This is a genomic window from Planococcus donghaensis MPA1U2, assembly GCF_000189395.1.
GTDB lineage: Bacteria > Bacillota > Bacilli > Bacillales_A > Planococcaceae > Planococcus > Planococcus donghaensis_B.
Map to the genome: position 1 here is coordinate 1 of NZ_AEPB01000033.1, position 13,760 is coordinate 13,760.

Consider the following 13,760-nt stretch of genomic DNA (forward strand, 5'->3'; position numbering starts at 1 on the left):
GAAATCGATTGATTTCTTAAGGGGCATTTTTTAGAGAGAGAGAAATAAACTGTTATTTAAACTTAAAAGAGATAAGAAGCGATTTAGAAATTCATTGAATATGCCGAAATACTAAAAACGTCTTTAGTTTTGTAGTAAAAAGTGATAGAATTGTCATGGGTTTTAAAGACTATTAAATTTACATTAAAATTTAAAATGTAATTTAAAGGTATAATTATGAGTTTTTAAGTAAATTCTAATTTTGTTCTGGAATTATAGTCATATTATTATCCAATCATTAAAAAAAGTAGAGGAAAGGTTTGGTATTGTGGTTAAAAAATCTCGATTGAAGAAAGGGCTTACTTTATTAGTAATGTCCTCGCTAGTAGTACAGCTAGGAACTGGAGCCTTGCCAGTGCACGCTGAAAGTGTAAAAAGTGTAGTTAGTGAAGAGAAAGGAGAAGTTACCGATTCAGGAGAAGTGAAAGTTGCTTCTACAGCAACTGATTATACCGTGACCACTGAAAATGAGTCTTGGTCGAACAAAACGATCGATGGTGATTTATACATTGGCCCGAATTCTTTGGTGACTGTTGATGGTAACGTGACTATCACAGGAAACGTATATGTGTATGGAACGCTAGCTAGCTATGGCGGACTGACAATCGAAGGTACATTGAATGCAAGAAATGATGGATACAGAATGGAACCGGCATTAAGCCAGGGACAATTCCAAATGATAGGAGTTGAACCCAATTCAATTAACTTAACGAACTTGTTAAGGCAGGATGGTTATGATATTCCTTTTATTGTAAAAAACGAGAAGCTTGAAAATGGAGATACCTTAATAAAAGGTAAGACGTTGCCATTCTTAGATATGACGTTATACGGTGAATCGGTTTCGGTTAATGCAGATGGATCATTCGCAGTTGCAGTTGAGGAAGCCATTTTTGATGATGCTCAATTTATTTTAAAAGATGGTTTCGGAAATACTGTATCTAAATATACGATGAATTTCACAGTTGGTCACAAGAGTTTTGATGAAGTTCAAGTAACGTGGAATACTGAGCGTGAGGTAAAAGAGTATGCACTATACATAGATGGTCATTTAAAAGAGACGGTTTCAGGAGATACAACTTCCTATACGTTTAAAAATCTTGATGAAGGTGCAAGATATGAATTGGGAATCGCTGCAATCGATACACATAATAATACAAGCGAAATCAAGAAATTAAGTGTACTAACGTTGATTTCAGAGCCGGTAATAGATCCTTTATATGGCATGACGAACACTGTAACAGGTCGAGCTTTTCCGGGTACTAATATCCAACTTCTACTGGGAGGAGAGATGACTCTTGGCTCAGGACAGACAGGCGATGATGGTAGATTTTCTGTTTCATCAAGATCAGTCGGTCCAGGAGTAACCATAAATATTCAGGCAAATACTGGAATTGTTCGAACTGGCTTAGTATCAGTGCTTGTTCAGGACGGAACTGCGCCGGTTAAACCAACAGTCAATCCTGTAACTGACAAAGATGTCGTGATTAGCGGAACCGCGGAGGAAAATGCTGAAATTAAGGTGAAACTTGAGGGCAAAGTAATTGCGGAAGGCACAGCTGATGAGAATGGAAATTATTCCATTGCTATTCCGAAACAGCAAGCGGGAAGCAAGCTGTTTATTACTTCAACCAATACGTCAGGGAATACGAGTCAAGCAACAGAAATCATAGTAAGTGATGTGACAGCTCCAGAAAAACCTGTGGTTAATAAAGTAACAGATGAATCAACTTCAGTGACCGGAACAGCCGAAGCCGGTGCAACAGTAACTGTTAAGGCAGATACTATTGAAATCGGTACAGCAACAGTAGATCAAGAAGGCAACTATGTTGTATCAATTCCTAAACAACAAGTCGGTACACAACTGGAAATCACAGTAGCTGATAAAGCTGGTAACATCAGTGAAGCGGCACGAGTAACGATTTTAGATGTGACGGCACCAGCTATACCGACAGTGAAAGAAGTGACGGATAATTCGACAGAGGTAAAAGGATCTGCGGAAGCGGATTCCGTTATTAGCGTTAAAGTTGAAGGCGCAGAAATTGGCACAGCAACAGCAAACAAAGATGGAGAGTTTGTTGTCGCGATTGCAAAACAACAAGCTGGCACTAAACTAAGTATTACTGCGACAGATGCAGCAGGTAATGTTAGTGAAGTTAAAACAGTAATGGTTGTAGATGTCACAGCACCTGACGCGCCAACAGTTGATAAAGTTACCGACAACTCGACAGTAATTACAGGATCAGGAGAAGTTGATGCTTTGATTACTATTAAAGCGGATGATTCTGAATTGGCGACGACAACTGTTTCTTCAGCCGGCAAATATGAAGCGACAATCTCAGCTCAAAAAGCGGGAACAAAAATTCAAGTAATCGCAACAGATGCTGCGGGGAATACAAGTGAGACAACAGAAGTGACAGTGATGGATGAATCAGCACCAAAAGTTCCGACTGTCAACGAAGTAACAGATCAGTCGACGGTGATTACAGGAAATGCCGAAGCGGAATCGCTTGTTTCGGTTACTGCAAACAACAGCGAATTGGCAACAGCAACAGCTGACGCTGATGGCGAATTCTCTATTGAAATTAAGAAACAACAAGCTGGCACAAAATTAACGGTGACTGCAACAGATGCTGCAGGAAATATCAGTTCTGCAAAAGAAGTCACAGTTCTAGATGTGACAGCACCTAGTGCACCAACCATAAATCACGTAACAGATCAATCGACTAAAGTTACAGGAACAGCTGAAGCCGCGGCACTAGTAACTGTTATGGATGGTAATAAAGAAATTGCTGTAGCAACAGCAAGCGTAGATGGTAACTATTCGATAACGATTCCAAAACAAAAAACAGGAACAGTTTTATCCATTTCTGCGACAGACAAAGCTGGAAATATCAGTTCTGTTAAAGAAGTGGTAGTTACAGATGGTACATCACCAGTGATGGAATTAACGAGTAAAGTAACACATTACTCGACAAGAATTATCGGTACTGTAGAAACCGGTGCAACAATTACAGTTAAAGCAGGATCGAAGTCAATTGGTACGGTAACAGCCAATGAAAAAGGCGAATACGAAGTGAAGATTGAGAAACAAAAAATCGGAACAAAGTTATCGATTATTGCAACAGATGCAGCTGGAAACAACAGTAAAGCAATTTTAGTCACAGTAGAAGATGGCAACTACCCAGATTTGAAACTATCTCACTGGGCATTAGATAAAATCATGTACTTAGCTGACGAAAAAATCATCGGTGGCTACCCAGACGGCGCTTTCCAACCAGAAAAAAACACAACTCGCGCAGAAGCAGCGAAAATGTTAGCGATCGCACTCGATTTGCCAATTGAAGATGTTCCTTCGGGTTACAAGGACGTTTCAGACAAGCATTGGGGCAAAAACTACATTGCAGCGGTTTCAAAAGCAGGGTTGTTTACTGGAAATCCAGACGGTACCTTTGCACCAAATGATGGATTAAAACGTGCTGAAATGGCGAAAATCATTAGCATTGCATACGAATTAGACGCAAGTGATAAAAACCATTTTAGCGATGTGAAGGCCGGACATTGGTCGAAAGGTTATATCTCTGGACTATTTGAAAATGGCATCACGACTGGTTACCCAGATAAAACTTTCCAACCAGGCGAACCAACAACGAGAGCTGAGTATTCCGTATTCTTAGCGAGAGCTAAGAATGAGGAGTTTCGTAAGTAGGAATTATTAAAAATTAAAAGACATGAGTCCGGTACGATACTGGCTCATGTCTTTTAATTTGCTAAAAAACTCCGGATTCACGAATCTAACATTTTTGAAAGCTATTAAATAACAACCTGCTTTGAACAAGCTCTCACATCAACCAGTAAAAAATTAAAAGTATACTATTACCTCATCCCGTCAGAGAAATTTACAAAAAAGGTAAATTACTAATTGACAACTATATGAAATCTGATATATCATATCTCATATAGTTAAGTTTTCAGAAAATTAACTATATAAAAGGTTTTAAAAAATTGATCACAAGTATGGATTGTCACTATTAAAAAAGAAGTACGAACAAGTAAGAGCATACAGCCAAATAATCACAGCAGTAAAATTTCGAATAGACCACAAAATAAGGGAGGATGATTAGCTTTGTTTTATAACAAGTTAAAAGCTCAATTGCAGGCAGATCTAAAAGAAACCGCATTAAGTGTATTCGTCGGATTTCCCAGCACACAAATGGTGGAGATGGTCGCTTATAACGGATTTGATGTAGTGGTAATTGATAATGAACATGGCATGTTGTCAGATGAAAACGTTGAACACATGATTATTGCAGCAGAGAATGCGGGAGTTACGCCGCTGGTTCGGGTAGTATCAAGTGACCCGGCTCATATTCTGAAAGCGATGGACCGAGGTGCCCATGGTGTTCATGTACCGCAAGTAGATGATAAAGAACAGGCCATGCAAGTTGTGAAAGCGGTTAAATATCCACCAATTGGAAAACGAGGAGCAGCTTTCTCAATGAGAGCAGCAAAATATGGAACAGAGCCAATCGCCGAATATTTGGCACATGCCAATACTCAAAGTTTGGTCTGCATTCACATCGAATCAGAAAAAGCGATGGAGAACTTGGAAGAAATTTTAAGTGTCGAAGGAATTGATATGGTCTTTATCGGACCGACTGATTTGTCTGTTTCTTTAGGGTACGGGGGAAGCATCGATCATCCCGACGTGTTAAAAAGTATTGATGAAATTTACCAGTTGGCAACAGAACGTGGAGTAAAAGTAGGAATTCATACGAAGAGTAAAGAAGGTGCAAGACAGCGTGAAGAATGGGGCGCCGACTACGTGTCCTTAACGGTGACTTCTCTCTTAAATGAAGCTTTCAAAGACTATATTACTGGCGTTAAAGAAAAGAAGATAAAACAAAACCACTAAACTAGAGGAGAGATAGACTAATGAATTATGCCAATTTCAGCAAAAAGTTCTCAACTATATCCGCGATTAACATGCTTCCTTTTGAAAAAGACACTAAAGCAATCAACTGGACAGGGTTGGAGGAAAATATTGAATTTCTTCTTGAGAATAAAATGGAAGTCCTTGTTCCCAACGGCAATACAGGTGAATTTTATGCATTGACTGTAGCTGAAGCAAAAGAGGCTACTAACAAAGTTGTTGAACTTGTAGCTGGGCGTGCGACCGTTATGGCTGGTATAGGATACGCAGTAGATACTGCAATCGAATTAGGGAAAGCGGCACAAGAATCGGGAGCGGACTGCGTAATGATTCATCAGCCGATTCATCCTTATATCACCTCAAGAGGGGCGGTTACGTACTTTAAAACAATAATAGAAGCATTGGATATTCCTTCTATTATTTATTTCAAAGATCCTCATCTCAGTGATGAGGTGTTGCAGGAGTTGGCTCCTTTAGAGAAATTGGTAGGAGTTAAATATGCGATTAATGATTTGCCGCGGTTTGCTAAGTTGGTTCAGACAGTTCCTAAAGAATACAATATTGCATGGATTTGCGGAACCGCAGAAAAATGGGCACCTTTCTTCTATAATGCAGGAGCTGTAGGTTTTACATCCGGCTTAGTAAATGTATACCCCGAAAAATCTCTTGAGTTGCTTAATGCTTTGCGTGAAGGAAATCAGGAAACGGTATGGAAAGTATGGAATGAAGTTCTACCATTCGAGGATTTGCGTGCTAAATACAATAACGGCAATAACGTAGTAGTGATCAAGGAAGCCATGGAGCAATTAGGCTTGACAGCAGGCGTTACAAGAGAACCGGTTGATCCGCTGAACGAAGAGGATAAACGAGAGGTTGCTGAGCTTTTAGAGTCTTGGGAAATAGGGTTAAGTAGAATAGTTTAATCAGGATAAAAGGGCTGCCAGTAAACTGATGAGATATTTCGTAGTTTATGGCAGTAATTAAAAGCTATGATTGAAAAAATCTATAAACCAATCAAATAAATCAAACATTAGGAGGATATTATGACAACTCATACAGAAGTTAAAACTTATTTAAATTATATCAATGGGGAATGGTATTCATCTGATACAGGAAAGACAAGCGAAAGTTTCAACCCGTCAAATAAAGATGAAGTAGTTGGTTCGTTCCAACTGTCTTCATCTAATGATCTTGATAACGCAGTAGAAGCGGCGAAAGCGGGCCAAAAAGTCTGGCGCAAACTGTCAGGCACTGCAAGAGGTGATTTTCTTTATAAAGTTGCTTCGGTTCTAGAATCGAAAATAGAATATGTTGCAGAAGCCATGACCAAGGAAATGGGCAAGACGTTTGCAGAAGCGAAAGGTGAAACAGCGCGCGGTGTGGCAATCTTGCGTTATTATGCCGGTGAAGGTATGCGCCCAGTTGGTGAGGTTATTCCATCTTCCGACAGCGAAGCTTTGATGTTCACTAACCGGGTTCCGCTTGGAGTCATCGGTGTTATCACGCCGTGGAACTTTCCCGTCGCAATCCCGATTTGGAAAATGGCACCTGCGCTTATTTACGGAAACTCTGTTGTTTTAAAACCTGCAAGTGATACCGCTGTGACTGCTGCTCGTGTAGTGGAATGCTTCCACGAAGCGGGTCTGCCTGCGGGTGTTATCAACATGGTAACGGGTTCAGGTTCGGTTATCGGCCAAGGCTTGGCAGAGCATCCTGGCGTGGATGGCATTACGTTTACCGGGTCTAATGCAGTTGGCAAACAAATTGGACGTGCAGCACTTGATCGCGGCATTAAGTACCAATTAGAGATGGGCGGGAAAAACCCGGTAATTGTCGCAAACGATGCGGATCTGGACTTAGCAGTGGATGCTACAATTAGCGGTGGTTTAAAATCGACGGGTCAGAAATGTACTGCGACCAGCCGTGTTATTGTACAAAGCGACGTTTACGAGACATTCCGTGAAAAACTCGTGAAAAAAGTGGCCGAAATTACCGTCGGCGATGGCATGGGAAATGGCAATTGGATGGGACCTGTAGCTAGCGAAAATCAGTTGAATAATGTCTTGTCTTATATTGAAAAAGGCAAAGCAGAAGGCGCTGAACTGTTGCACGGTGGAAATCAGCTAACAGAGGGAGCCAATTCTAACGGTTACTTTATTGAACCAACAGTATTTGACAATGTCACAAGTGATATGACAATTGCCCGAGAAGAGATTTTTGGACCAGTACTAGCTTTGATGAAAGTGGATACGATCGAACAGGCACTTGAACTCGCAAATGATTCGGAATATGGCTTGAGTGCTTCGATTTTCACCACCAATATTGGCAATATGCTCGAATTTATTAATGATATGGAAGCTGGGCTTGTGCGTATAAATGCAGAAAGTGCAGGAGTCGAGTTACAAGCACCGTTTGGCGGCATGAAACAATCTAGCTCTCATTCCCGTGAACAGGGCAGAGCGGCCATTGAATTTTTCACTTCGATTAAAACAGTGTTTGTAAAAAAATAAAAAAGCAAAGAAGTATTGTTGATTATACCTTGGGCTGAAACAAATTTTTATTGCAGCTATTGACTTGAATAACAAATCTGATATATCATATTTTATATAATTTGATTTTTCAGAAAGTTTAAATGGGAGGTTCTATGAAACCAACAGTTCTTGTCTATAACCAGATTTCTGAAAAACTACTAAACCAGTTGGCTAATCATTGTTATATTACGCAAGCAACTCCTAGCGAAGGATCTTTTATGGAGCATCTTTCATCCGCTGAAGCGATAATAGGATCAGGCTTGAAGGTCAACAAGAGCCTAGTGGATCATGCGCCCAAATTAAAGTTTGTAGCGAACATCTCCGCGGGTTATGATAATCTAGATCTTGAAGAACTGACTGCCCGTGGAATAGTGGCGACAAACACCCCTGACGTTTTAGTCGAGACGACAGCAGACTTGGTTTTTGGTTTGATGCTGTCGGCGGCGAGAAGAATACCTGAACTTGACCAATATGTGAAGTCCGGTAAGTGGAGCGGCAAAATTTCTAATGAATTGTTCGGAGTAGACATTAACCGTAAAACGCTTGGAATGATTGGCATGGGAAGCATCGGTAAGGCGGTAGCAGCAAGAGCACATCATGGTTTCAAGATGGATATTCTCTATCATAACCGTTCACGAAACGCTGTTGCTGAAGAAGAGTTAAACGCCAAATATATGAGTCTTGAAGATCTATTGAAGAAATCGGATTTTGTCTGTTTGATGGCACCCCTTACTTCTGAAACAATTGGAATGATAGGCAAAAAAGAATTTGAACTGATGAAAGAGACCGCCATTTTTATAAATGGTGCCCGTGGACAACTGGTAAAAGAGGACGAATTGGTCACAGCACTTGAGAGCGGTGAAATCCTTGCTGCCGGGTTAGATGTCTATTTAAAAGAGCCACTTGATGCAAAGAGTCCGTTGCTAAAGTTGAAAAATGTTGTCACTACGCCTCATGTCGCTTCAGCAACGGAAGAAACAAGGTATGAAATGGCGAAATTGGCCATAGAAAATCTAATAAAGGGTTTAACTGGAGAGACGCCTCCAAGTTTGATCAATCCTGAAGTGTTAGAGGTTAATCCAAAGATAAAGTTTGATACCTCATAAAATAGATTATAGAGAAAGGGAGGCCTCAAAATGGACGTTAACATTCATAAGAAAATAAGTCAGCAATCGCGTTCAATTAGAGAACTCATTTATGAAAATTTAAAAGAAGCAATTCTCGGCGGGAGCTATGAACCTGGATTTCATCTGAGAGAACGTGAATTAGCGAAAGAATTTCAAGTAAGCACAACGCCGATTAAAGAAGCTTTACGCCAGTTGGAAAAAGAAGGATTGGTAATTTCAAAAGCAAGAAGAGGTTCATTTGTATCGACGAGTGTCATGAGTTCAGTGGAAGAAATTACCTTGGCACGAGCTGCACTTGAAGGAGTGGCGGCAGGGCTTGCGGCACTGAAAAGAACAGAGGCAGAAGCAGACAAACTTCATATGATTCTTCAGGAAATGAAAAAGTATGCAGAAGAAAAAGATATCGAGAAGTTGCAAGAAGTGAACATTTACTTTCATGAAACAATCCGGGAAGCTGCAAAAAACAATTATATTGCCAACCAGATTGAAGCTGTTCGTTCATTTGACCAGTTTATCCGAAAAAAAGCTTTAGCCGACAAAGAAGAGCATCTTCGTGCTTTTGATGATCATTACAATATTTATCAAAAGATTCGTGACAAAGATCCTGAAGGTGCGGAGTATGCTATGAGAAACCACATTAACCGAACAAAGTCATTTGCTCTAGGAAAACTGAAAGAAGAGAAAGAAAAAGTAGTAAACTCCACTCTCTAATAGCTATTTTTAGAAAAAAATTAAAAAAAGCTTGAGAGCCTGCTTTTTTTTCGTAAATTTGATATATCAGATATCAAAAGAAGTTTTATAATAATTAAGTTCAAGAAAATTAACCTTTTTTTGGAAATGAAAGCGCTTTATAATATAAGAGATAACTTATCGAAAAAAAAGTAAGAAACAGAGCCAAGAACTAGTCAATGGGCTTAGTGGTGAGAAATAGAATTATATGGACCTTTATCTTCGTTTTTTAAATACTCTTAATGCAAAAGGAGCTGAAAGAAATGGAAATTCGTGAAGAAAATGTGGTATCAGCTAAAAAGTCCGTAATGCAAAGAATAATTACTGTTGTGAAAACTTATGGTCCTGCCATCGTAATGGTATTGACGATGATGGGAGCCGGAGATCTTGTTACTTCATCAGTAGCAGGTTCAACGTACGGTTATGCATTGATGTGGTTACTTGCTGGATCACTTTTAATCCGATATGTCATTTGTAATATCATGGGACGATTTCAAATGTACAATAACGAGGGAATGACAATTTTGGAAGGCTATTCACGGCTTCACAAATTTTTTCCATACTTTTTCGGAATAGCCTCTCTGGTTATTGGGCATTTAATTATCGCCCAGATGATAAAAGGATCTGGATTAGCCTTGGCTTGGATGTTCGGCATTGGGGATGCATTTCTTTGGTCGATTGGCGTGGTTTTGATTAGTTTGCTGATTATGGGAAGAAACGCTTACCGTAACGTGGAAATGGTTATGAAGATTCTATTGGGCGTATTAACAATTTGTTTTGTCGGTTTGGCGGTTTACAGTGGCCCTGATGTAGGTGGGATTCTGAGAGGTACCGTTGGATTTGCGCTGCCTGCTGAAGTTGGCACATACAGCGTTATTCTTGTCGCTCTTTCGCTAGTCGGGGCGGTAGCGGGTTCTTTAACAAATTTGATTTATCCTTATTTTCTGCAAGACAGAGGTTGGATCAAACCCGAGCACAAAAAAATTCAGCGGAAAGATTTGTTGTTCGGATTTGGATGTGCCATTGTTTTAAACTTGGCCATTTGGATTGTGGGGGCGGAAATTTTGCGTCCTAATGGCATTCAAGTAGAAAGTGTAGATGATATTTCACGCGCTTTGTCTTTATATATGGGGAACTTTGGATCTTGGATTTTCTACTTGGGCGTTTTCGGAATTTTATACAGCAGTGTAATCGGTACGGCAAACGGTTACGGGAAAGTAATTATGGATTGCTATTACAAAGTTACAAATAGAATTTTGACAAAAGACCAGAAAATAGAAGGAGATCCAAAATTCAAATGGGTTAGTTTGTTTCTACTTATTTCCCCAATTATTTGGTCGATACCAGGGGTTACAGGGTTTATTGCATTGACGTTGTTTACAAATGCATTGAACGTCATCGGCTTACCGGCGATTGCCATCGGGTTGCTAGTCATTTCAAACCAAAAGAAATATTTGGGCAAAAATACAAACAACTGGTTTGAGAATATCGTTCTAGCGTCAACGTCCTTGTTGGCTGTTTGGGGATCATATGAAATTTTGATGAGCTTTTTCTCTTAGGCTAATACCTTAGGGGGAGCAAGTTGCTGTACCAGCAAAAATTGCGTTAGCAGTTGGAGAGTACAACATTTTTTATCCTATATAAATTCGAAAAAAAGTTAGAATATTCAGATATACAAAACTAACCAACCACCAAATTTTTGGTGGTTGGTTTTTATATTTTTATTGAAATGCCAACATCTAAATAAAAATGAAAATTCCGAAAACAGTGTAAAGTATTTTACATATTATTTTTAAAAACTTATTTATAGTTAGAGTAATCAAAAAAAAGGTGAGGAAGCTGATGAGTAAACCCCATATATCATGGTTATCTAAATACATTCAATTTGATACGACTGCAGGTGCAGGGAACGAAGAGAAAGCTTTACTGTTTATGAAGAGCTTGGCTGAGCGTCATCATTTATATACTTTGTATCTTCGCACAGCTGAAAACAAAGGGAACTTAGTCATCGCGTTGAGAGAAAAGGATTTGTTTCCGCTGTTAAAAGATCATCCTGTCTCTTCTGAAACATGGTCAAAGCCGCCGATTGTCCTTCTTTCACATGTCGATGTCGTTGGAGCAAATCCAACAGATTGGGAACAGCCACCATTTTCTGGAGCGGTAGTGGACGATGAAATTTGGGGTAGAGGGGCCATTGATGCCAAACAAATTGGCATGACACATTTAATGACAATGATCGAACTTCAAACTCAGCAAATCAATTGCCCAATCTTACAATTGATCACCTGCGAAGAAGAAACCGGAAGTGAGTTCGGCTTGAAAGCGTTTCTTAAACAATATCCCACACTTTGGAAGGATGCCTTAATTTTAAACGAAGGCGGTGGCTTTCCAATTGAAGTAGAAGGTCGTTCTTTTTACTTAATGGAAACAGGGCAAAAAGGTAACACTTCCTTTACTGTTACAACTTCCGCAGTGGTAAGTCCTAATCCCTACATGCCAACAAATGATGCTGCTTTAAAAGCATTTAGAATTAGTAAAGCCATTACTGACTTTGGTTTAGAGAATGAGCAACTGTCACCTTCCGTACACGATATGTTCTCACAAATAGCAAAAAGTTTAAATGATCAATCCTTAAATAAAGACTGGCAACAGCTAATCGCTAGATTCCCCAAAAAATATCAACGATTTTTTTCCGCATTAACAAAATCAACCATGACTGTGACGAGCATTCAAGGAGGAAAAGCGAGAAAAGACATGAATGGCCAATTTCGTTTAACTGTTGATTCAAGGCACTTACCCAATACAGACGCTACTGTTATTAAAAAAGCCGTCGAAGATACGATCAAGCAAATAGATTCCGCAGCCGAAATTGAATGGCATTCACCTTTTTTCGGCTACGATCAAACAATCGATCCAACGCTCCATCTAATCATAGAAGACCGTTTAAAAGAAAGCTTTCCAGAAGCAAAAACCGTACCGTTTATGACCATTGGCAGCAATGACGGACGATATTTTCAACAAGCAGGTGCAAAAATTGTTGGCTATTGCACTATGTTGCCGCATATGACTTTCGATAAAGTATTGCCACTTGTCCACGGAGTTAACGAAAGAATTTCCATTAAAGATTATGAATTTGGCATCACTCAACTAACGGCAATACTCAAACGCTTAAATGAGACTAGTAATTTAGGAGGGAATGTATGAGAGGTAGCGATTTCAAAATAGTGAAAGAAAAAGTAGATCAAGCCGTTTCTTTAATGGTCGAAAAAAATATAGACACGTGGCTTATCTTAACAAGAGAAGGATCAGATCCTGCAATGCCGCTTTTAGTCGGTGTTCGGTCTGTTCATCAAGCTGCAATTTTCATCAGAAAATCGGGGGATCACATCGTCATAGCTTCTAAAAGCGATACTGGAAGTTATCAAGATACAGGATTATTTCAAAAAGTTCGAACGTATGAGGATTCTATAGAAGAAACATTTATGGCCGCATGGAATGAGATGGATATTCAACATCTCGCATTAAATATTTCTGAACAAGATCACTTATGTGATGGACTGACTTATGGCTTGTATTGCTGGCTACAAGAAACAGTTGGCGCAGAAGCGTTAAATGCAGTAGAGCAGTCTAGTGAAGAACTGCTGGGAGAACTAAGAAGTGTAAAAACGAAAGCAGAAATTCAAACCCTTAAAGCAGCTATTCAAGTAACAACCGATATTTTTGAAACGGTTCATTTAAAGTTAATACCTTACTTAACAGAGCAGGAAATTGGCGAACTGTTTGTAAAAGAGATGAGGGCAAGAGGTGTTAGTTCGGGTCTGGGGTCAGCCTTTGATCCACCATTGGTTTGTGCCGTCAGACATGGCTTAGCACACCGAAAACCAAGCGACAAAACGGTCGAACCGGGTGATATTGTCATCATTGATTTTAGTTTAAAGTATCAAGATTATGTATCAGATATTGCTCGTACGTTTTATTTTCTTAAAAATGGAGAAACTGAGCCGCCAGAAGATGTGAAAGCAGCATTTAAAGCAAGTTACGATGCCATTACGGCCGTTATTGATCAATTGGCGGTGGGTAAAAAAGGCTATGAATTGGATTTAGTAGGAAGAAAAGTTATTGAAAAAGCAGGTTATCCAACAATTCGTCATTCTGTGGGCCATCAAATTGGGAGAGCTACTCATGACGGCGGAACGATTCTAGGACCTCGACGTGAACCGCCAAGAAAAGCAGTAGAAGGCGTAATCCGAGAGCATGAAGTATATGCGATTGAGCCCACTGTCATTCAAGATGATGGTTTGCCTTGCATGATTGTAGAAGAAAATGTGTTGGTTACGGTCGAAGGTGCTCAAGTTCTTAGTAAAAGACAGCAAAAACTATTACTAGTGAAATCGTGAACGGGGG

9 protein-coding genes are annotated in these 13,760 nt (G+C 39.6%); all 9 read left to right on the top strand.

Features of this window, described 5'->3' with window-relative positions; translation table 11 throughout:
- The first annotated feature begins 394 nt into the window (after positions 1–394).
- The 9 genes from GPDM_RS16325 (at position 395) to GPDM_RS10105 (ending at position 13,753) form a co-directional block, all read left to right on the top strand.
- Positions 395–3,745 carry an Ig-like domain-containing protein gene (locus GPDM_RS16325; RefSeq protein WP_050789210.1) on the top strand — a complete coding sequence of 1,117 codons (3,351 nt, stop codon included), beginning with the start codon at positions 395–397 and terminating at the stop codon, positions 3,743–3,745.
- A gap of 417 nt (positions 3,746–4,162) precedes the next feature.
- Complete coding sequence (locus tag GPDM_RS10070; protein WP_008431086.1) at positions 4,163–4,951, top strand: HpcH/HpaI aldolase family protein; 789 nt, start codon at positions 4,163–4,165, stop codon at positions 4,949–4,951.
- 20 nt (positions 4,952–4,971) lie between these two features.
- Positions 4,972–5,892: a dihydrodipicolinate synthase family protein gene (locus tag GPDM_RS10075; RefSeq protein ID WP_008431087.1), complete on the top strand. Its 921-nt coding sequence runs from the start codon at positions 4,972–4,974 to the stop codon at positions 5,890–5,892.
- 120 nt (positions 5,893–6,012) lie between these two features.
- Complete coding sequence (gene gucD / locus GPDM_RS10080; RefSeq protein WP_008431088.1) at positions 6,013–7,479, top strand: alpha-ketoglutaric semialdehyde dehydrogenase GucD; 1,467 nt, start codon at positions 6,013–6,015, stop codon at positions 7,477–7,479.
- Positions 7,480–7,613: 134 nt separating this feature from the next.
- Positions 7,614–8,606 (top strand): 2-hydroxyacid dehydrogenase, encoded by a 993-nt coding sequence (locus GPDM_RS10085; RefSeq protein ID WP_008431089.1) that lies wholly within the window; start codon positions 7,614–7,616, stop codon positions 8,604–8,606.
- 30 nt (positions 8,607–8,636) lie between these two features.
- Positions 8,637–9,338, top strand: coding sequence for a GntR family transcriptional regulator (locus tag GPDM_RS10090; RefSeq protein WP_008431091.1), 702 nt, complete (start codon positions 8,637–8,639; stop codon positions 9,336–9,338).
- Between the two features lie 281 nt (positions 9,339–9,619).
- On the top strand, positions 9,620–10,915 hold the full coding sequence (locus tag GPDM_RS10095) for an Nramp family divalent metal transporter (RefSeq protein WP_008431092.1): 1,296 nt from the start codon (positions 9,620–9,622) through the stop codon (positions 10,913–10,915).
- Between the two features lie 283 nt (positions 10,916–11,198).
- Complete coding sequence (locus GPDM_RS10100; protein ID WP_008431095.1) at positions 11,199–12,560, top strand: M20/M25/M40 family metallo-hydrolase; 1,362 nt, start codon at positions 11,199–11,201, stop codon at positions 12,558–12,560.
- Positions 12,557–13,753 (top strand): M24 family metallopeptidase, encoded by a 1,197-nt coding sequence (locus tag GPDM_RS10105; protein ID WP_008431096.1) that lies wholly within the window; start codon positions 12,557–12,559, stop codon positions 13,751–13,753. The genes GPDM_RS10100 and GPDM_RS10105 overlap by 4 nt, the downstream gene beginning before the upstream one ends.
- Positions 13,754–13,760 lie beyond the last annotated feature (7 nt).

Bases quoted from the DNA above. Each gene is read 5' to 3' on its own strand.
- gucD (WP_008431088.1), top strand. From the start codon at position 6,013: ATGACAACTCATACAGAAGTTAAAACTTATTTAAATTATATCAATGGG.
- GPDM_RS10105 (WP_008431096.1), top strand. From the start codon at position 12,557: ATGAGAGGTAGCGATTTCAAAATAGTGAAAGAAAAAGTAGATCAAGCC.
- GPDM_RS10100 (WP_008431095.1), top strand. From the start codon at position 11,199: ATGAGTAAACCCCATATATCATGGTTATCTAAATACATTCAATTTGAT.
- GPDM_RS10095 (WP_008431092.1), top strand. From the start codon at position 9,620: ATGGAAATTCGTGAAGAAAATGTGGTATCAGCTAAAAAGTCCGTAATG.
- GPDM_RS10085 (WP_008431089.1), top strand. From the start codon at position 7,614: ATGAAACCAACAGTTCTTGTCTATAACCAGATTTCTGAAAAACTACTA.
- GPDM_RS10075 (WP_008431087.1), top strand. From the start codon at position 4,972: ATGAATTATGCCAATTTCAGCAAAAAGTTCTCAACTATATCCGCGATT.
- GPDM_RS10090 (WP_008431091.1), top strand. From the start codon at position 8,637: ATGGACGTTAACATTCATAAGAAAATAAGTCAGCAATCGCGTTCAATT.